9 protein-coding genes are annotated in these 22621 nt (G+C 45.8%); 8 read left to right on the forward strand and 1 reads right to left on the reverse strand.

The genetic code is table 11. The features are described from left to right. The 8 genes from K1X61_03340 to K1X61_03375 form a co-directional block, all read left to right on the forward strand. Positions 1–5867: T9SS type A sorting domain-containing protein (locus tag K1X61_03340; protein MBX7107662.1), on the forward strand; the 5867-nt coding region annotated here is incomplete at its 5' end. A gap of 530 nt (positions 5868–6397) precedes the next feature. Continuing rightward, the gene (locus K1X61_03345) at positions 6398–10684 is read left to right on the forward strand and encodes a T9SS type A sorting domain-containing protein (protein ID MBX7107663.1); all 4287 of its coding nucleotides are present in this window, start codon (positions 6398–6400) and stop codon (positions 10682–10684) included. 407 nt (positions 10685–11091) lie between these two features. Then, a complete protein-coding gene (bamD, locus tag K1X61_03350; GenBank protein MBX7107664.1) occupies positions 11092–11913 on the forward strand; it encodes an outer membrane protein assembly factor BamD in 822 nt (273 codons plus the stop codon). Continuing rightward, entirely contained in the window at positions 11900–12244 is a 345-nt protein-coding gene (locus K1X61_03355) for a DNA-directed RNA polymerase subunit omega (protein MBX7107665.1), read from the forward strand. Before bamD ends, K1X61_03355 begins: the two co-directional genes overlap by 14 nt. 147 nt (positions 12245–12391) lie before the next feature. Continuing rightward, a complete protein-coding gene (gene coaBC / locus K1X61_03360; protein ID MBX7107666.1) occupies positions 12392–13654 on the forward strand; it encodes a bifunctional phosphopantothenoylcysteine decarboxylase/phosphopantothenate--cysteine ligase CoaBC in 1263 nt (420 codons plus the stop codon). Positions 13655–13710: 56 nt separating this feature from the next. Then, on the forward strand, positions 13711–14610 hold the full coding sequence (locus K1X61_03365; GenBank protein ID MBX7107667.1) for a DUF4835 family protein: 900 nt from the start codon (positions 13711–13713) through the stop codon (positions 14608–14610). A 163-nt stretch (positions 14611–14773) separates the two neighbouring features. Next, positions 14774–16432 carry a DNA repair protein RecN gene (recN, locus tag K1X61_03370; protein MBX7107668.1) on the forward strand — a complete coding sequence of 553 codons (1659 nt, stop codon included), beginning with the start codon at positions 14774–14776 and terminating at the stop codon, positions 16430–16432. Between the two features lie 116 nt (positions 16433–16548). After that, the gene (locus K1X61_03375) at positions 16549–17370 is read left to right on the forward strand and encodes an SDR family oxidoreductase (GenBank protein ID MBX7107669.1); all 822 of its coding nucleotides are present in this window, start codon (positions 16549–16551) and stop codon (positions 17368–17370) included. 214 nt (positions 17371–17584) lie between these two features. Here K1X61_03375 and K1X61_03380 read toward each other — a convergent pair whose 3' ends face one another. Beyond that, positions 17585–22108 (reverse strand): T9SS type A sorting domain-containing protein, encoded by a 4524-nt coding sequence (locus K1X61_03380; protein MBX7107670.1) that lies wholly within the window; start codon positions 22106–22108, stop codon positions 17585–17587. Positions 22109–22621 lie beyond the last annotated feature (513 nt).

Here is a 22621-nt window from a genome sequence, read left to right on the forward strand (position 1 = left end):
CCGATGCCGACCAGGATGGTTTTGGCACTGCTGCTGATGCCGGAACTGCCTATTGCAACCCGCCTGCCTTCTCCTCCTCTTCCAACACGGATTGTAATGATGCCAATGCAGCCGTCAATCCATCAGCACTGGAGATATGTGACATGGATCAGATTGATGAGGATTGTAATAGTTTATCTGACAATTCCGATCCTGCTGCAATCGGTAAAATGATATATTACACGGATGCAGACAATGACGGATTTGGTGCAGATACTGCTGCAGGAATCGCCTATTGCCATCCTCCCGCCGGCCTGATTAATAATAATGGTGATTGTGATGATGCAAATTATGAAGTCAACCCTTCAGTGGTTGAATTCCCTGATAATAATATCGACGACAACTGCAACGGATTGACAGATAGCGCCGATTCAGGAACAGTTGTCCTTACACTTTATTACTTAGACATCGATCAGGATGGATATGGAGATGCCAGTGATCCGGGGATGCTGTATGTCAATCAACCGGCAGGCAAGGTGGAAGATCATACAGACTGCAATGATACAGATAGCTTCATCAATCCGGGCAGAGTTGAAATCTGTGATGCCAATGAAGTAGATGAAAACTGCAATGGATTATCAGATGACATTGATCCTTCCACAACCGGTAAACTGGCTTATTTCATTGATGCTGATCAGGATGGTTTTGGTGCTGCATCTTCAGTTGCATCCTATTATTGTCATCCACCGGCTAACCAATTGACCGACCACACAGATTGTAATGATGAACTGCCGGCAATTCATCCCGGCGCTATAGAGCTGTGCGATGCCAATAATGTGGATGATGATTGTAACGGCTTAGCGGATGACGCAGATTATGCAGCATCAGGCAAGAATACCTATTATACTGATGCAGATCAGGACGGATATGGCTCCTCTTCCGTTGCAGGAAATTACTATTGTCATCCTCCTTCAAACATGGTCAGCGATCATTCCGATTGTAATGATGCGGCTGCCGCCATCAATCCTGCAGCTTCAGAGGTGTGCGATGCAAACAATGTGGATGAAAACTGCAACGGACTGTCCGATGATAACGATCCTGTGGCATCAGGAAAACTGATTTATTATACAGATGCAGATCATGATGGTTATGGCTCAATATATGCAACCGGCATAGCATTTTGTGATCCTCCGGCTTACCGCACAACAGATCACACAGATTGCGATGATGCTTCGGCCTCTGTTAACACAGGCACATCCGAAATTTGCGATGCTAACAATGTGGATGAAAACTGCAATGGCCTGTCTGATGATAATGATCCCGGTGCCGCCGGTAAATTGCTTTATTATACAGATGCCGATCTTGATGGATTTGGAGCTGCCACAGCAACCGGCGTCGCTTACTGTGATCCGCCGGTTAATATCGTTGTCAGCCATAATGATTGTAATGATGGAAATGCTGCAATCAATCCATCTGCAACAGAGATATGTGATGCGAATGATTTAGACGAAGACTGTGATGGCTTCTCCGATGATGCAGACCCTTCGGCAACAGGAAAAATACTTTACTATCCGGATGCTGACCTCGATGGCTTCGGAGCAATCAATGCAACAGGTGTTGCCTGGTGTAATCAACCGGTTGGCAAAGTAAGCAACCACACCGATTGCAATGACGCGAATTATTCCATCAAGCCAGGTGGAACAGAAATTTGCGATGCCAATAATCTCGACGAAGATTGTGACGGTCTTTCCGATGACAATGATCCGTCTGCGACGGGAAAACTGAATTATTATACCGATGCAGATATTGACGGTTATGGCTCACCGTCATCTGCAGGAATCCTTTACTGTGATCCGCCTTTAGGAATGGCCGGTAACCAATCTGATTGTAATGATGGCAATGCCGCCATTCATCCGCTTGCTCCGGAATTTTGTGATATCAATGATGTGGATGAAAACTGTAACGGACTGGCAGATAATAATGATCCGACCGCTATTGGTAAGGTAGTCTATTATGTTGATGCAGATGGCGACAATTATGGTTCATCTTCCCTGCCGGGAATCGCTTATTGCACACCTCCTTCCGGTGTTGTTACCGGTGCAGGCGATTGTGCTGATAACAATGCAGCCATAAAACCAGGCGCAACAGAAATCTGTGATGGAATTGACAATAACTGTAACGGGCAAATTGATGAAGGCCTCAATCCATCGAATCCAATGCCTGTGCCTGTCATCACACCGGTTGGATCAACTTCTTTTTGTTATGATCAGAATGTAACACTGAATGCACAAACTGGATTTAACACTTATTCATGGTCTAACGGCAAGACTGGGCAATCCATCACAGCCAACACGGCCGGTTACATCACAGTTACCGTAAAAGATGCCAATAACTGTTATGGCACTTCAGCACCGCTGAACCTCGTCGTGTGGGAACCTGCTGAACCTACGTTAACTTTATCAGGCCCTTCGACATATTGCGCAGAAACACCATCTGTATTATCAACTATTCCGGGTTACAGTTATCAATGGAAGAAAGGGTCTACGGTTTTAACAGGTGCTACAAATCAGACCTATGCTCCTACGTCAACCAGTACTGCTTATAAGGTAACTATTGCAGATGAGCATAACTGTACCAAAACATCCGATAATTTCTCTGTTGTTGTAAACAATGCAGCAGTGCCGATTATTACGGCCGGCGGCACCACTTCTTTATGTGCCGGCCAAAGTGTTACGCTCACCGCTACTGCAGGATACAATTCCTATCAATGGTCATCAGGCCAGACCAACTCCGTCATCACTGTTGCTGATGCCGGAGGTTATACGGTAACTGTAGTTGATCAGAATGGCTGCTCCGCTACCTCTGCGGTCAAAACAGTAACAGTGAATCCTTTGCCAACACCGGTCATCGCCGCTGCCGGACCGATTCAATTCTGCGATGGTGGCAGTGTGGTACTCGACGCCGGAGCAGGTTATCTTTCCTATAACTGGTCAAATGGCAAAAACACACAATCAACCACCATCAGCTCTTCCGGAACATACTCCGTAACGGTAACCAATGCAAACTCCTGCAGTGCCACCTCAGCACCGGTCACCGTTACTGAATGGATACCCGTTGTGCCGACCGTAACCACGAGCACAGGATCATCATCATTCTGTGCCAATACTGGTGTTTACCTGACTACAAATAGCGGCATCGCCTATCAGTGGTCAAAGTCAGGCACCGATATCATAGGTGCTACAGGCCAAAACTATATTCCAACATCCGGTGGAAGCTATAAAGTGGTGGTAACTGATGAACACGGCTGCCAGGCTACATCTGCCGCCTTTTCAATCACTATACTCTCGAACCCCGTTCCTGTGATCTCCGGGCCTTCCGTCATCTGCAACGGATCCACCATCAACTTAAGTTGCGGCACGTACAGCAACTACCTGTGGTCAACTGGTGCCACCACTGCCAGCATCACTACAGGAACAGCCGGCGATTATACTGTTACTGTTACGGATGCGAATGGCTGTGTAGGCACTTCGGCTAGTAAAAACACAGCCTTAGTTCCTTTGCCGACACCGGTCATTACCGCTTCTGGCCCGATTCAATTCTGTGATGGCGGCAACGTCACGCTGGATGCAGGTTCGGGATACTCCTCCTATAGTTGGTCGAATGGTAAAATAACGCAAACCAATAACATTACTGCTTCCGGAACCTTTACCGTTACCGTCACCAATTCCAATAACTGCTCCGGTACTTCTGCACCTGTAAATGTAGATGAATGGATTCCGCCAACACCGGTGATTTCCACGAGCAATGGTGCAACTACTTTCTGTGCCAGTGCCAATGTATATCTCACTACGGTTGGAGGTTATAGTTATCAATGGCAGAAAACATCCATTGACATTGCAGGAGCAACCGCTCAGAATTATTTACCTACTGCCAGCGGAAGTTACAAGGTGATCATCACGGACATTCATGGCTGTTCCAAAACTTCAGCATCATTTAGTATCACCCTGCTGTCCAACCCCGTTCCTGTGATCTCCGGGCCTTCCGTCATCTGCAACGGATCCACCATCAATTTAAGTTGTGGAACATACAGCAACTACCTGTGGTCAACCGGCGCCACCACTGCCAGCATCACTACGGGGACAGCAGGCAATTATACTGTTACTGTTACGGATGCGAATGGCTGTGTCGGAACTTCGGCTGTTAAAAACGAAACGATAGTTCCTTTGCCGGCACCTGTCATCACCGCTTCTGGCCCGATTCAGTTCTGTGATGGCGGCAACGTTACACTTGATGCCGGCGCGGGATACACTACCTATAGTTGGTCGAATGGTAAAATAACGCAAACCAATAACATTACCGCTTCCGGAATCTATACTGTTACGGTCACCAATTCCAATAACTGCTCCGGCACTTCTGCCCCTGTTACCGTAGATGAATGGATTCCGCCTACACCGGTGATTTCCACGAGCAATGGTGCAACTACTTTCTGTGCCAGTGCCAATGTATATCTCACTACGGTTGGAGGTTACAGCTATCAATGGCAGAAATCTTCCGTGGATATTGCTGGCGCAACGGCTCAGAATTATTTACCTACTGCCAGCGGAAGTTATAAGGTTATCATCACAGATATTCATGGCTGTTCTAAAACTTCAGCAACGTTTACCATCACCATACTCTCCAATCCCGTTCCTGTGATCTCAGGACCTTCTGTCATCTGCAACGGATCCACCATCAATTTAAGTTGCGGAACATACAGCAACTACCTGTGGTCAACCGGCGCCACCACTGCCAGCATCACTACGGGGACAGCAGGCAATTATACTGTTACTGTTACGGATGCGAATGGCTGTGTCGGCACTTCAGCTGTTAAAAACGAAGCGATAGTTCCTTTGCCGGCACCTGTCATCACCGCTTCTGGCCCGATTCAGTTCTGTGATGGCGGCAACGTTACACTTGATGCCGGCGCGGGATACACTACCTATAGCTGGTCCAATGGTAAAACCACGCAAACCAACAACATTACTGCTTCCGGAATCTATACTGTTACGGTCACCAATTCCAATAACTGCTCCGGCACTTCTGCCCCTGTAACCGTAGAAGAATGGATTCCGCCTACACCGACGGTAACCGTCGTCGGGCCCGCTACCTTTTGTGTAAATAACAGCACTACCTATCTTACAACCTTATCAGGGCCTTACACTTATCAATGGATAAAAGGATCAACCGATCAGGCCGGTGCCACCAATCAAAACTATACGCCGACAGCCACAGCATCCTATAAAGTAAAAATTACGGATACACACGGTTGCAGTAAAACGAGCAGCACGGTCAGCATCACTGCAAACAGCGCCCCGACCGCTTCGATCAATATTTCCGGCAGTGCTACTATTTGCGCCGGACAGACAAAGACCATCAATGCCAATACTGGAACCGGCCTAACCTATCAATGGAAACGTGATGGCAATAATATTTCCGGAGCGACGGCATCAAGCTATGTGGCTGGCATTGCAGGTAACTATACCTGTGTTGTCACGAATTCAAACGGATGTTCCACTACCTCCAATTCCATAACCATCATAGTTAACTGCAAAGAAGACCAGGCAGTTACTGCTTTTACCAATGAAGTGGAATGGCTGCTGTATCCTAATCCTACGAATAATGAACTGCACATCAGCGTAAATATGGGCTACCTGGAGAACGGACAGTATGAAATCGAAATCAGAAACATGCTGGGGTCTGTTGTCTGGCTTAATAAATCGTCGTTTACAGATCATGTAATATCAGAAGACCTTTTCCTCGATGACAAGCTCGCCGGCGGTTTCTACCTGGTCATAATTAATGTGGACGACAACATTTATCATTCAGAATTCATACTTACCAGGAAATGATTTCAATAGCAATACGAGAAGACAGCATGTTGATGAAGCATGCAGTCTTTTTCATTTATAGTGACTAAGCAAATTAGTGAGCCGCCTCACATTAAAAAGCGAATAACTCCGCTAGGTTCTTATGGATAATCAACCATGACAACAACACCTGATATTGGAAAAATCACGCATTACTGCTAAATAGCAATCCGGAATTCAACGTCGAAACTGCCGGATGAATGCGCCTTTTGATATTAATCAGGTCAGCAGCCTGTGGAAAATACATGCATAACAATTATGTCAGCACCAATCTACAGGATTCCATGGCTGAAAACATGCCTTCAGATTATATTTCAATCTCATATGCAAGCTCCAAATCCGGTTTTGGTTTAATATGTTTGCCGACCAGATATCCACAGCTTGAATTCATAGTGCTATCCACAATATTAACATTCATATTTTGTGATAAAATTCAGCCTATCTTACTGATTTGAAACAAATTAGCAGAACGCTACGTAATTTCCCCAACTGTCAACCAAACCCAAACCAAGATGGCATTTTTTTTACCTGAACTTCGCGGTTCGATTGTCACCTTTCTGCTTGTTATTACCTTCTCTTTTACCGCCACAGCTTATACCGTTACTGAATTGCAGGCCGTTAAATACAATGGTCAGGTTTTCCTTACCTGGAAAAATGCAACCGCCACCAATCTGCAGTATAACGTTTACCGCTCCGCTTCCCCAATCACTTCTGTATCCAACCTGAACGGCAGTACCTATCTCGGCTTTGTGAGGGACAACTCAGCAAAAAATATCCGTAAGTCAACTTTATATGGGGGAAATTACTACTATAAGATTACTTCCACCGCAGCACCACTCGCCAGTGACCGCGGGTTATACGTAGCTACCTGTACAAGCAATGGCAACTTCTATTACGCAGTAACCGTAACCAATCTCACCACAGGCCAGGAAGATAAATCGGTACTGAATTCCGCTAATTCACTCGTGAGTCCGGTCGCAGAATCAATTGCCAATCCGCAACCCGTTCTGCAATACCAGGGTGTGGAAAATGACGGCACCTTAAGATATGAATATGCGCAATGGGGAAACAATCAGTCTACGGCACAGTATCCGGCATTCACCAATGCCGGTTCTTATGCCTGGAATTTCACGGTTTTTAAATCAGGCAACAGCACCGGAAAATCTATTTATATGCTGTTTAAAGATGAAGATCCGTTTTCCGTTTCCGGAATTAACCTCTGTACTGATTGCAACGTGATAAAGATAGACGACCGGTTGCCAAACGGTGTGGATACTTACTGGAGCGGTTGGAACGACAGCTATAACATGTATTCCACCACCAATACAATCCCTTCATCAGGCACAATCAAAATGTATACGCAGGCCAGGCTTAAGGAAACATTGGAATGGGTCAGGAAAAATATCGGAGCCGACAGTAATAAGGTTTATCTGACAGGTATTTCACACAATGCTTTCGGCGCGTTGCTAACCTCTGAAATGTGGCCGCAGATGGTAACAGCTGTATTTGCCAAGAATGCACCTATCCTGATCAAAGCGCTCGGCAATACAGACAGGCAAGAGCAATGGTGCAACAGTTCAGACAACTTCGATTCCGATTATCCTGATCCGGTTACGGGTGTAGCTATTCCCATCTGGGACCTTTTTGATATGCGACATATGTACCTTGTAAATGAGAATCGTGATATTCCTTATACATGTGGTATCAATGGCAAACAGGATGTGACCGTTGGATGGGTGCAAAAATACTGGTGGTACGATACTGTTAACTTAGCAAGGCATGGAGGTGCCTGGTATTGGGATCAGCGAAATCATACGAATGCAGGGGCCACATTTACCGATGATGAGGTGACACCAAACTATGAGCGGTTTTCTATTGCCAAGTCTTATCCTGCCTTTTCCTACTGTTCCATTAACCAAGATCCTGGTACCGGATCACCATCATCCGGCGATGCAATTGGTGCGCTCAATGGCTACCTTGACTGGAACGATGCTTCCATTACAGATAACCAGAATGATTATAGTGTTACCTGCTTCGTGAAGTCAATGATTGCTAACGGGGTGCCTGTGCCACAGCAGTACGATTCATGCACCTCAGATGTGACGTTTCGAAGGGTACAGAAATTTAAGCCCAATGTCGGCCAATCCATATATTGGAAAGTTAAAAAGAACAACAATGTAATCGTTCAGCAGGGTTCATTCGCCTATGCGGGTGGACCGATCACCTTATATGGTGTAAAAATTTACAAGACCAACAGTCTTATTTCGCTGTCGACAACGCCTTCCTGTACTACGCTTTATTATGCCGATGCAGACGGAGACGGATATGGCGCTGCTGCTGATCCCGGAACGGTTTATTGTACTCCTCCTTCCGGATACGTAATCAATAACACTGATTGCAATGATGCCAACGCCGGTATTAAGCCGGGTGCACAGGAAGTCTGCGATGCAGGTGATATTGATGAAGATTGCGATGGTCTGAATGATGATGCTGATCCATCTGTTACCGGTAAAATAATGTACTATGTGGATGCCGACCATGATTCCTACGGATCAGCTGCAGCGGCCGGTACCGGTTACTGCAATCCGCCTGCATGGTACACCACCAATCACACGGATTGCAACGATGCCAATGCAGCCATAAAACCGGGTGCGCAGGAGATCTGCGATGCCAATGATGTGGATGAAGACTGCGACGGCCTGGCCGACGATGCAGATGCTTCGGTGACCGGTAAATTGAAGTACTATATTGATGCGGATCATGATGCTTTTGGAACAACTGCCGGTTCAGGAACATATTATTGCAATCCGCCAGCATGGTATACCACCAATCACTCTGATTGCAATGATGCCAATGCCAACATAAGGCCGAATGCACAGGAAACTTGTGATGTCAATGATGTGGATGAAGACTGTGACGGCCTGTCTGATGATGCGGATCCTTCCGTAACCGGCAAACTAACCTATTATCCTGATGCCGACCATGATAATTTTGGATCATCATCTGCTGCAGGCATCGCGTATTGTAATCCGCCTGCGTGGAATCTGACGAATAATAGCGATTGCAATGATCTTAGCGCAAGCATTTTTCCGGGAGCAGCAGAAATGTGTAACGGAGTGGATGACGACTGCGATGTTTTGATTGATGACAATGCCGGTATTCCCTATTATGCCGATGCCGACAATGACAGCTATGGCAATGCTGCCATGTTTATAATTTCCTGTTCCGCTCCCAATGGCTATGTAGCGAACAGCGCTGATTGCAATGATCAAAATGTTTCGGTTAATCCAGGAGCTGTTGATATCTGTGACGGCATTGATAATAACTGCAATGGCATCGTGGATGAAAATGCCATTTCGGTCTCCGTAACAGCATCAGGCCCATTAACAGGATGTAAGAGCGATATGATCACACTTACCGCTTCCGGCACCAACATCAGCACCTTCAAGTGGTATAAGGGAAATTCCGGAAATCCGGTGAGTGGGCAGACAAATGCCACCTATGCACTGAATTATGATAATACAACCGTCACCGCCATTGTGTCAAATGCTTTTGGCTGTTCAGCTACTTCCAACATCATCACGCTGTCAAGCATAGCAAATCCTTCCGCTTCCATCACGGTACTGAATAATGGCAACCTCAACCTCTGCCAGCCGGTTGAACTTGCTTCATCCGGAACCGCCAACTACACCCGTCAATGGCTCAGGAATGATATTTTTATTACCGGTGCAACTGGCATTAACTATTCACCGCAAACCGGCGGTAGTTACAGCGTGATTATCACCAATGCATCCGGCTGCAGCAAACTTTCCTCCTCCATCACCGTGATCGATCCAGTTTATTACTATTCGGATGCAGACTCAGATGGCTTTGGATCTTCCGCTGATGCCGGAACGGTTTACTGCGATCCACCTGCAGGAAAAGTTATCAATAACAGCGATTGCAATGACTTAAACAATAAGATCTATCCCGGCGCTCCGGATATGTGTGATGGCATTGATAATAATTGCAATGGAATAGCCGATGATAATGCGATCACTGTTTCATTGAACCCTCCCGGACCAATCAATGGTTGTAAAAATGATTTTGTCACCATAACCGCCACCGGAACCAATATTGAAAGTTATAAATGGTATAAAGGAAATAATCAGAATGCTGTAGCAGGGCAGACGAATTCAAGCTATACTTTAACTTATGATAATACCAGCGTAAAGGCCGTGATATCCAACAGTTTTGGCTGTACTGCCACATCGGCGAGCACGGTTATTACCAGTACGCTGAATCCGACTTCTAACATTACTGCAGTTAACCTGAATCTGTGCGCTGGCCCGGTTATTTTAACCGCTTCGGGTGGTGCAATCTTGAGCTGGCAGTGGTATAAAAACGGAATATTGATTCCGGGAGCCGTGACCTACACCTATATCGCCACCGAGCCGGCCTACTATGAAGTGAATGTGACTAACACCAATACAGGATGCGCGAAGCTATCTCCACCGGTTACCGTGATAAATTCCTGTAAAGAAACCGGTTATTCAGAAAGGGAATTCACCGCTTCCTTAAGCATCTTTCCTAACCCTTCCAGGGGTCAGTTTCATGTGACAATCGATAACCTCCACAGCACATCTGTTACGCTCCGATTGTCTGATCTGACAGGACGGCGGATATCCAGTTCTAATGAAGGAATCGTCCAGGACCATTACGAGACCGATATTGACTTACGGCCGTATGCTCCGGGAGTCTATAGCCTTGAAGTAATTATGGGAGAACAGGTTATACGGCAACAATTGATCAATCAGTAAACGGCTGCTCAATCTGTTTTATCAAAGTTTATGCTCCATAGTCCTGGATTGCAGCAATGTGCTAATTCAAGGAGTACATGAATTACCGCTAATGCTGCATTCATTACTTCAATCAATCCATGATTGTCAGCAAGGTTAGCGAGGATATCTATACAATTAATAGCTCATTGAATGCTGAAGAGTTTTGTATTTGGCAGGAAAAGCAGCCCTGACCATATTGCATTTGAGCCCTTTTTGCATGCCTCAGGGTGCCGTCAAAATTTATTGACGAAAAGCCACTCAAACGCCGGACAAATCAGGGAAACTTATCGTTTACTCATGATGCTTCAGAAAACCACCGGAGCATACTCCGCAATAATATTTCGAACACTCTCGTTTTCATGATTTTACAGTATCTTTGCCCGCCCATGAAAAGCTGGAAGCACTTATTCTATAGCCTGATAGCTTTCGGACTCATTGCACTAACCGGTTGCAGTGAATACCAGGAAGTACTAAAGACTACTGATCCCAACCTGAAGCTGCAAAAAGCTAATGAATATTATAATGCCGGCCAGTATTATAAAGCACTCCCTTTGTATGAGGATTTAATCAACCTTTACAAAGGGACCAAGGAGATGGAAGATATTTCCTACCATTATGCCTACACACATTTTTACCTGAATGAAAACCTGCTCGCTGCTTATTATTTCAAGAATTTCGCCACAACCTATGCTGCCAACGAGCATGCGGAGGAATGTCTGTTTATGAATGCGAAATGCTATTACATCCTTTCGCCGGATATTCAACTAGAGCAGTCCTATACGGAAAAAGCTATCGGTGAGCTGCAGCTTTTTGTCAATCAATATCCATCCGGAAAATATGTGGCGGATGCAAATCAGATGATTGATGACATGCGTCGCAAACTGGATCTGAAAGCATTTAAAAGCGCTGAGTTGTATTTTAAGATGGGCCGCTACAACGCATCAGCTGTAGCTTTTAAAAACCTGCTGCATGATTACCCCGACAGCCCTTACCTCGAACGCGCTATGTTTATGGTTATCAAATCCAATTATTTGTATGCATTGAACAGTGTTCCGGCGAAACAACAGGAACGATACCAGACAACAATTGACAGCTACCAACTTTTTGCCGGTAAATACTCCGGCAGTGCCTACCTGCCTGAAGCCAAAGACCTTTACGAATCATCCGCTAAAAACTTAACCAAAATCAAAACTGATGAGCAAGAATAAACGCAATGGAAACGGTACCATCTCCCCGGTGATGGAAACCAAGAACCTGTCTGAGATGCAAAAAAAGACCGGTAACCTCTACGAATCTATCGTCGTTATTGCCAAAAGGGCAAACCAGATTTCTTCACAGCTGAAGGAAGAATTGCACAGCAAACTTGAAGAGTTCGCTACCACAACGGACAATCTGGAGGAAATTCATGAGAACCGTGAGCAGATTGAGATCTCCAAATATTATGAAAAACTGCCGGATGCCACGTTGATTGCCACGCAGGAATTTATGGAAGACAAGGTGTACTTCCGTAATCCGGTCAAAGACAAAGGTGTAGCGTGATTTAACTGACCCCTGCATTGGAGGTCGCGCCTTCTTAAACACAGTTGGCATCTCTCCTGCAGGCAGGTTGCATGCATCTTCATTAAGCAGCATACCGTGCTCAGCAAAGCCGGTTAATAAAAATTGATTTCAACCTAAACTTTTGCCGTGAGCGCACTCTCCGGAAAAAAAATTTTGCTTGGCATCACTGGCAGCATTGCCGCATATAAAAGTGCGTTGCTCGTTCGTGAACTCGTCAGGAACGGCGCGGCAGTAAAAGTGGTGATGACCAGCGAGGCGACTCATTTCATCACACCATTAACCCTTGCCACACTTTCGAAAAACAAGGTCTTAACAGATCTCGTGAGTGAAAAGGAATCGCTTTGGAACAATCATGTTGAGCTGGGTCTCTGGGCCGATATGATGGTGATTGCTCCGGCATCCGCCAACACTATTGCTAAATTTGCCACCGGCCTTTGCGATAACCTTTTAACGGCAGTTTATTTATCCGCCCGTTGTCCGGTGGCCATCGCCCCTGCGATGGATGAAGATATGTGGAAACACGCTGCAACACAATCCAATATTTCAAAGCTGTCAGCCTTTGGAAATATTATCATTCCCGTTGCGTCCGGCGAACTAGCCAGCGGCCTCACCGGTCCCGGCCGTATGGCAGAGCCCGTCCAGATTATTTCAGTACTGGAATCGCATCTTGCCGGCAAACAGCCAGATAACTTAAGCAAGGGATTGTTACAGGGAAGAAAAGCGGTGGTTACTGCCGGCCCGACGTACGAAGCCATCGATCCGGTAAGGTTCATCGGCAATCACTCATCAGGAAAAATGGGTATTGCCATTGCCGACGCCCTTGCAGCAGAAGGTGCAGATGTGGAACTTATTCTTGGACCTACGGCTTTCAGGCCAAACCATCCTAAGATAAAGACAACTTTGGTCACCACTGCCACGGAAATGTATGATGAAGCCAACAGGGCTTTCATCGGATCAGATATCACCATCATGGCTGCAGCCGTCGCCGACTATGCGCCGGAACACACTGCCGGCGAAAAAATCAAGAAGGGCAGCGATGCCTTTTTGCACCTGACCTTAATTAAAACACCGGATATCCTGCGGTCATTAGGCGAGCGGAAAAAGCCGGGACAACTACTTATCGGATTCGCATTGGAGACAAACGATGAGATCACACATGCAAAGGAAAAATTACGGAGCAAAAACCTTGATCTGATTATCCTGAATTCGCTGCGTGATGAAGGCGCCGGATTTCAGCATGACACCAACAGGATTACCATTATCGACAGGCAGGAAAAACTGCATCGGTTTGACTTAAAAACCAAGCGGGAAGTTGCTGCTGATATCATTAAATTTGTAACAGGGCTGCTGCCTGCAGCAGGACTGGCTGTTGTTGCCGCCAAAGTTTAGTAACTACCGTGCTGCTGCAGTCATTTTAAGCTTCAATGAAGTCAACATCAAACATCATGAGAAAATACCTGTTCGCTTTAGCATTATTATGTTCCGCTTCATTGGCCCATGCGCAGGAATTGAACTGCACTGTCAAGGTAATCACCGCTCAGCTGCAGACGGCTGATCCTAAAATTTTCCAGACGCTGCAAAAATCTGTCACCGAATTCATGAACAACCGGAAATGGTCGAATGATAACTTCACCGCGGCGGAAAGAATAGAGTGCAGCATATTAATCAACATCACGCAGGAAATATCATCGGATAAATTCGGTGCACAGATTTCCATTCAAAGCAACCGTCCCGTCTTCAGTGCCGGATACAATTCCACGCTGTTAAAATGGGTGGATAAGGATTTTCAGATTCAGTACACGGAATATCAGCCGCTGGAGTTTAATGATAACAATTATATCTCCAACCTTACTTCCGTTCTTGCCTATTATGCTTATACCATCATCGGATTTGATTATGATTCCTTCTCTCCTTCCGGCGGAACTCCGTTCTATCAAAAAGCGCTCAGCATCGTCAATGCAGCGCAATCAAGTGCTGAACCGGGCTGGAAATCATATGAGTCACTCCGCAACAGGTATTGGCTGATCACCAACCTGCTCGATACAAAGTTCTCCGACGTAAGAACTGTTTTATATAAGTATCACCGCGAAGGGCTTGATAAGATGTATGAAAACACCGACCAGGGACGCAAAGCCATTAACGATTGCCTCAGCCTTTTAAGCAAGACCAATGAAAACGCTCCCAACTCTATGATTATGCTGGTGCTGTTACAGGGCAAGTCAGATGAACTGGTAAATATCTATTCCAAGGCAACACCACAGGAAAAAGCGAATGCGGTGCAGATTCTGTCAAAACTGGATGCTTCCAATGCAACGAAGTACCAGTCCATTATGAAATCGAACTGACGAAGGAATCAATTACCGTTATCCGTCAATTCCTGCCATAAGATTATTAAAGCAGTCACGAAATATCAGGAATAGATTATATCAGACTGAAGTTGCTTTCACCCTGTGGAAAAGTAGCAGCTCAAAACAGTAAACTTCTGTGGTATCACTTTAACTTTGATTTATGCTTCAAAAATTATCGATCCGCAATTATGCCATCATCGAACAACTGGAGCTTGTTTTTTCCGGCAAACTCACAGTGATAACAGGTGAAACAGGTGCAGGCAAATCAATCGCCATTGAAGCGTTGTCCCTTGTGTTAGGTGAACGTGCCGATGCATCCGTCTTATTTGACAAAGAAAAAAAGTGCGTGGTGGAAGCCACATTTGAATCACTGCCGGAGGGATTAGTTGACTTTTTTCGTCAGCATGACCTTGATTTTGAAGACACCCTCATTCTCCGGAGAGAAGTGCTTACGGCAGGCAAATCACGTGCATTCATCAATGATACACCGGTAAACCTGTCGGTGATGCGATCATTGGGTGATCAGCTCGTAGATATGCATAATCAGCATGAATCACAGGAGTTAAGCTCCACACAATTCCAGATCACGCTGCTGGATTCAATGGCAAAGCAGGAAGCAGAGGTGATGCGATACCGCATACGTTTTCATGCTTGCCAGGAAGATCTGAAAAAAAGCAGGCAACTCAGGGATCAGCACCTGCGCGAAACGCAGGAACTGGATTACCTCTCCTTTCAGTTGCAGGAACTCACCGCTGCATCGCTGAAGGATGGTGAGCAGGAAACATCAGAACAGGAGCTGCAGCAACTCGAACATGCTGAAGATATCAGGAAACTGCTTTCCGGCGCATTCAATTTACTGGATGAAGATGAACAGGCTATAAAATACAGGCTGAAGGAAGTTATCAGCCTCTTAAATCAGGCGAAGAAGTATTTCCCGCAGGCAGCATCACTGGCCGGCAGGCTGGAGAGTTGCCGCATTGAGCTGGATGATATTGCCGGTGAAATTGAAAATATACAGTCCACGCTGCAGCTTGATCCTGAACGGCTGGAAGAAATCAATCAGCGGTTGAATGTAATATACCGGCTGGAAAAAAAACACGGGTTGAATTCAGTAGCGGAACTTTTGCAACTCGCAGGTGAACTGGAGGCGAAAATTCAATCCATCAGTATCCATACAGGTGAACTGGAACAACTGGAGAAAAAGACGGCAGCTGACAGTATTGAACTGGTGGCCATTGCGCAAAAAATTTCGCGGGAAAGAAACAAACAGGTTCCCGTGGTACTGCAAACAGTGAACAAGATGCTCAAAAGTGTAGGTATGCCGCATGCTGCAATCAGCATTGAACATGAGCCCTTGCCTGCAGCATCACTGAACAGCAATGGCATGGATCATTTCCGTTTTCTTTTTGCATCCAATAAAGGCAGTGAGTTCCAGGAGATAAGAAAGATCGCGTCAGGTGGTGAGTTGTCACGGCTGATGCTCTGTATCAAGTCGCTGATTGCGGCATCTGCTGATCTTCCCACTCTTATCTTTGATGAGATTGATACCGGCATTTCCGGTGAAACTGCGATGAAGGTATCTGCCATCTTAAAGCAGCTTTCAGCGCATCACCAGGTTATCTGCATCACGCACCTTCCTCAGATTGCTGCTAAGGGTGACCTTCATTACTTTGTGTATAAGGAAACTTCTCAGTCACGCACCTTTACCCGCATCCGTACGCTCGACCGGCAGGAAAAGATTAAAGCCATCGCGCAAATGATCAGCGGTGAAAAAGTCACACCGGCAGCATTAGAGAGCGCACGTGAACTGCTGAATTGATGACAACTGTGCTGCGCGAATGATCACCTTTTTGATGACCTTATTCTGTGGGCAATTTTACAGGCTCATCCCGTCAAATTCCAAATTGATAATTACATTTGTCAAAACGAGCTACAATGGCCCATAACCTATTGAAAGGAAAGAAAGGACTCATCTTCGGTGCACTGGACGAAAGTTCCATTGCCTGGAAAGTTGCCATGCGCTGTCATGATGAAGGCGCAACACTTACGCTATCCAATGCACCGATTGCGATGCGAATGGGGAAAATAGCAGAACTGGCCGCTGCGGTGAAAGCGGAAATTATCCCGGCTGATGCTACCAGTGAGGAAGATCTCAATAAACTGGTGCAACGCATGATGGAGATTCATGGCGGGCCTGTTGATTTTGTGCTGCACTCCATTGGCATGTCACCCAATGTGAGGAAAAACAAACATTATACGGAGCTTAACCATGAATTCATGCTGAAGACAATGGATATCTCCGCATTGTCGCTGCATAAGATTATGCAGAGCTTTTATCAGATGGATGCACTGAATGAAAACGCCTCCGTGCTGGCATTAAGTTATATCGCAGCACAGCGTGTCTTTCCTAATTATAATGATATGGCTGATGCGAAAGCATTGCTGGAATCAGTGGCAAGAAGCTGGGGCTACCACTATGGCATGAAGAAAAAGGTGCGCGTGAATACCATCTCACAGTCTCCTACATATACTACTGCTGGTTCAGGTGTTGCTGGTTTTGATATCTTTTTCAACTATGCCGAAGCTATGTCACCATTGGGTAATGCCACTGCCGATGAATGTGCCGACTACTGCGTTACCATGTTTTCTGATCTTACGAAAAAAGTCACGATGCAGAATCTCTTTCACGATGGTGGTTATTCCTATACCGGCGTAAGTGAAAAGATGATGGAGCTGTTTAGGAATAAGGAAGGATAGTTGAATGGTGAGGGGTCAATAGTCCTCACTCACTATTCACTATTCACTTTTCACTATTCACTACTCACTACTTAAAAAGAAACGGTGATGGAATCAAGCCATCACCGTTTCTTTTTGCATGCTGAGCTTGCTAATGTAGCAATCGTTTGAAAATTCCCGCATACTGTCAACGCATCATTTGCACGGTTAATTTAGTGCATGACAGGACGCTATGTTATTTCACAATTTCAATTTTCTGTACCTCCGTTTCTTCACCGCGTTTTACCTTTACAAAGTACATTCCGGGTAACAGCGTTCCACCATCCACCTCAAATTCAACATGACCGGTTTGTGCCACGCGACCAGACTTCCATACCTCGCGGCCGGTTATGTCAAAGACGCTGATTTCATAATTATCATCACAGTAGAATGAAACAGTAAAGTTGCTTTGCGACGGGTTCGGATAAACGCGCATGCCTTGATCGGCGAACAAATCAACACCATCCTTGCAGGTGATATTCACGATGCACTCCTTCGAAATCTTATTGCAACCGCCGGGATTGGTTGTTTTAACGGTATAACTTCCTGCTGCAGAAGCAGTATACGTGCTGTTGGTAGCCCCGCCGATATTGCTTCCATTGAGCTGCCATTTATAAGTATAACCATCTCCCGTTTTCGCAGTGAGCACCACTGTTTGCCCCTGGCAAATATTTACAGGGGAATTATTGGTGATTTTAGAAATTGGTGAAGGATTTACAGTAACCACCACAGGAGCGGAAAGAGTAGAGCAACCGTTCGCTGTAACAACGAGTGTATAGCTGCCTCCTGTTTTTGCAGTATAGTTTTTCTTGGTCGCACCTGCAATATCCACCGTATTCAGTTCCCATTGATAGGTCAAGCCATCTCCGGTATTGGCATTCAGCTTCACCTTGGATCCGTCACAGAATGTGGTTGCGCCGGCCGGAGTTATTACGGAAACAGGGCCGGCTCCGGCTGTGGTCGAAATGGGCGATGAAGTACCACTGCATGCATTGACATCTGTAACAGTCACGGAAAAGCTACCGCTGCTGCTGACAAAAATACTTTGCGTGGTGGCACCATTGCTCCACAAATAAGAAGCAAATCCCGCAGGCGCCGAAAGCGTCACACCGCCATTGCAAAAAGTGGTGGGGCCGTCAGGCGTGATTACTGGAGTAATTACATTGCAGGGTGCAGCCTGGCTGCCGGTTAATGCCGGTATCAGATATGCAGTGTAGTCGGATGTTCCATTGTATTCCAGCACTGCGAAATAATAAGCGTGATTGGGAAGCAGGTCGGTTACTGTTACGCTGCTGCCTGTTCCATCATAAACTGCATAGCATGCATTCCCGAGATTAGAACCGGTTTTAAACGCAGCACTGGCATTATACGATTGTCCGTTCATGGGCAGATTGTTTACGCCACTCCCTTCTTTAACAACCACTATTCTTCTTTCACCTGTTCCGGCTGTGAAGTTTGCCTGAATAGATGTTGGTGTGATATTCGAAAACTGCAAGGCAGCGCTTTGCGTAAGCGGAGCTAATGTAGAAGCAGCAAAGTAAGGGCTTGTACTTGCACTATTGTAGGTAAGATCCCAGGTTCCTCCGGCAAGCAACCGGTTATTGCCGGTTTGAATACACCACGCACTACCGTTTTTGGGTTGAGGATCATAATCCAAAAGGTTTGAAGAAGTAATGTCAATAGATGCAATATTCCCACGATCCGAACCATTAATATTCATTGTTGAAGTATTAGCACTGAAAAAAAGTGTATTGCCCCAAAGTGCTATGTCATATACACCCTGGTAAGCAGGGAGAATTACAGGATGCAGGGAAGTAAGAGTTCCGCTTGCCAGATCGAAAGCCGCAATGGAACTTCTCGCCTGGCTGGAAATATTTTCGAAATTACCACTCACGAATAATGTAGACGCATTTGCCGCAAGTGACCAGCAATAAGAATCAGGACTTGGGTTCCAGTTGTTCAGGTTGCCGTTTGTATTATTCACCTTTGCCAGATAATTTCTTGAACTGCCTTTCACGGTAGTGAAATATCCGGCCAGGTAAACATCACTCCCAATAGTAAGAATATCTTCCACAGTACTATTTGGATTGGGTTGCCAGTTAGTGACTGAGCCGTTACCAATAGTGGAAACTGCAGCCGCATAATTCCTGCTTTGTGACTTGATCGAAGTGAAGTATCCGCCCACATAAAGGGTAGTGCCACTCATTGCGGCAGCCCAGACATAGCTGTTGCAGTCAGCATTCCAGGATGTTGCCGTTCCATCTGATGCATTTAATGCAGCAAGATAGAGCCTGCTTTGCCCGCCGATATTACTGAATTCACCGCCTGCATACACTGTGCTGCCGGACGATGCCAATACATTGACATTTCCATTTGCATTCGGATCAAATGCTGTGACTATTCCAGATGTGGCGTCTATTGCTGCAATTCTGTTTCTTGTCACAGATCCCATTAATGTAAAGTCACCGGCAAAAATCAGGTCGTTGTCATCACCCAGCATGTCATACACGAAGCCATTGGGAGCATAATCCATATCGGAGAGCTGAAAATTGCTCAGGTCATACGCAGCCAGATTTTTCCTGGGAATGTAAGAGCTTGTATTCCAGTCATAAAAATTGTTGAAGTAACCGCCGACTACCAGTTTTCCATCGGCTACTGCCAAAGCTGTTACCGGTTGATCAGGATACTGATGGAGTGAATGCGACAGCTCGCCTGTCTGATCATCTAAGGAAATCAGGTAATAATCATAATAAAGACTATCATAGTAATAGAAATATCCGCCTGCAAAAACATCGGTGCCATGATGCAGGATTTTACCGATGTAACTCACACTGTAAAATGATGGAACCGGATTCCAGGCTGTGAGTTGATTGTTGCTGAGATCAAAGCATGCCAGGTGATTTTTGCTGATCAGATGATCATAAGCGAATATGCCACCGGCAACAACAGTGCTGCCATTGACCGAAATGGCACTTACCGCATCACTCAGGTTTCCCTTCCAGGTAGTATCAATAAGGCCGGTGGAAAGATTGATGCGTGAAAGGTAATTGGTACTCACTCCCTGCAGTTCTGTAAAATAACCACCGACATACAGGTTATTTCCGGCTAAGCTGAAAATATTAATGGCATTATTGGCATCCACCTGCAGTGATGTGGGTTGTGTTGCACCTTCGGTTATAGCGGCAAAATATAGTCTCGAGGAACTTCCTACCTGCGAAAAAATTCCACCCATATACAACGTAGTGCCATTGAGCAAGAGTGTCCAGACTTCATTATTAACGGTTGGGTTCCAGGAATTCACATTGCCATTGGTGCTGTTCACCTTGGCAATATAATTATGCGTTGCACCCTTTACCGTGGTAAAACTTCCACCAAGATACACGTTGCTGCCTGTTCCATCCATAATAAGCGTATAAACATAATTATTTGTACTTGGTGACCAGCTTTGCAGGTTACCGGTACCGCTGCTACTGACTGCGGCTGCGTAGTTGCGGGCTGTGCCTTTCATCGAAGTGAATCCTCCTCCCATATATACATTAGTTCCGGACAATGCCATGGCCCATACACTACTATTTGCATTAGGATCCCAATTGGTCAGTGTGCCATTGCTGCAGAGTACGGCACCGGCCTTGTTCCTCGTCACTCCGTTTATTGCGGTAAAATCGCCCCCTATGAATAAGTTAGTGCCATCAGTTGCCATGCACCAGACAGTAGAATTGGTGCTTGCGGTAAAATTCGGATCCACGGTACCGTCAGCAAGGATATGCGCCAGGTATTGATGTTGTTCACCACCGACATGGGTGAAATAGCCACCAATAAAATTACCTCCACTGCCATCCTGTACCATGGTATAAACGGATCCATCCGTCTGCGGGAAATTGGCAACGGGATTTGTACTGCTGGTAGACATCTTAGCCAGTCCTCTTACAGGAGTTCCTATACTGTTAAATGTTCCTCCCACATAAAGTTGATTCCCGTCCGATTCTATAGTGTTGATAGCGCCGTCGCCAACGGGAAAGGATGTATTCACCTTTCCGGTAACAGCATCCAATGCAGCAAAATTTCCCGGCAAGTAATGATTTCCTACATAAGAGAAAGATCCCTGAATAAACACAGTTGTGGGTGTTGCGCGCACAAGATTTAAATATTGGTCTGGGGCATCAGGTATCCATGGCAGCGTAGCTCCGGTTGCTGCATCAATGGCGGCAAGGTTCGTGCGCGGATCGCCGTTCACAGCGGAAAAAGAGCCGGCGATATACAATTTATCATCCAGCTTTGAAATGCCATACACTTCGCCGGTGACCGATACATGAAAAGCAGTATCAAGCGAGTTATCGTTCAGCATGTGAAGGATGTTGGATGTTACGGTATTGCCGTTAAAGTAACCGGTACCTCCGGATGTGTAATAACCGCCGTTTCCATCCGGTTCAATGTCATAAACCGGCCCGCCACCAAGTTGCGGAAAGCTGTTGTCCGGTCTGGTTTCCCCGGGTTTGAAACGGGCAATACGGTCGGCAGGCCAGCCGACGTGGCTAAACTCTCCGCCCAGGTAGATGGTATTGCCATCCTGAATGGTGGTGCGCACCGTTCCGTCGGTGGTCATCATATTCCTGTTGATGGTTTGTGCAAAGCCGCTGAAGCACCAGAGGAGCAGTAACAGCGTGTGCAGCATGTTGCCTTCGACATGGCGAAGACAGGTGAGGGATTGTAGTGGTTTCATTGGTATCAGGTTTTAGTGAAATGAATACCACAAATCTTCACGAATGCAAGGTGGCAGAGAACACCGGAAATGGTGTTTTCCAAATATCACGGAAAAGGGTTAGATGATTTATAGATGAAATGCCAATAGCGGTAGATTAAATGAAGAAATTCTGTTGAATTATTGAATCAAAGATCCCGAAATAAATTCGGGATGACGTGTGGGTAAATTTTATCTCCGTATCAGCCGGCAAGTAATGTTAGCTTTGAATGAGAGAGCTCATATTAAACTTAACTACAAGTGATCATGCTGAATTCAGCAGCGAAATGTCATCAGGAATTGTGCAGCGAGAGGTCATGCTGAATTTATTTCAGCATCTTATTGCGAATCCTTTGGAATTATTCATGCCCTGCTCCGGTGCCGTACTCTTTTGAAAGAATTATCCATGCCGAAGTTAAATCGGTATATGAAAGATCCCGAAATAAATTCGGGATGACGTGTGGGTAAATTTTATCTCCGTATCAGCCGGCAAGT

The organism is Chitinophagales bacterium, from assembly GCA_019694975.1.
GTDB lineage: Bacteria > Bacteroidota > Bacteroidia > Chitinophagales > UBA10324 > JACCZZ01.

Coding starts and splice junctions, on each gene's coding strand:
- bamD (MBX7107664.1), top strand. CDS start 11,092: ATGAAAAGCTGGAAGCACTTATTCTATAGCCTGATAGCTTTCGGACTC.
- K1X61_03375 (MBX7107669.1), top strand. CDS start 16,549: ATGGCCCATAACCTATTGAAAGGAAAGAAAGGACTCATCTTCGGTGCA.
- K1X61_03365 (MBX7107667.1), top strand. CDS start 13,711: ATGAGAAAATACCTGTTCGCTTTAGCATTATTATGTTCCGCTTCATTG.
- K1X61_03355 (MBX7107665.1), top strand. CDS start 11,900: ATGAGCAAGAATAAACGCAATGGAAACGGTACCATCTCCCCGGTGATG.
- K1X61_03345 (MBX7107663.1), top strand. CDS start 6,398: ATGGCATTTTTTTTACCTGAACTTCGCGGTTCGATTGTCACCTTTCTG.
- K1X61_03380 (MBX7107670.1), bottom strand. CDS start 22,108: ATGAAACCACTACAATCCCTCACCTGTCTTCGCCATGTCGAAGGCAAC.
- recN (MBX7107668.1), top strand. CDS start 14,774: ATGCTTCAAAAATTATCGATCCGCAATTATGCCATCATCGAACAACTG.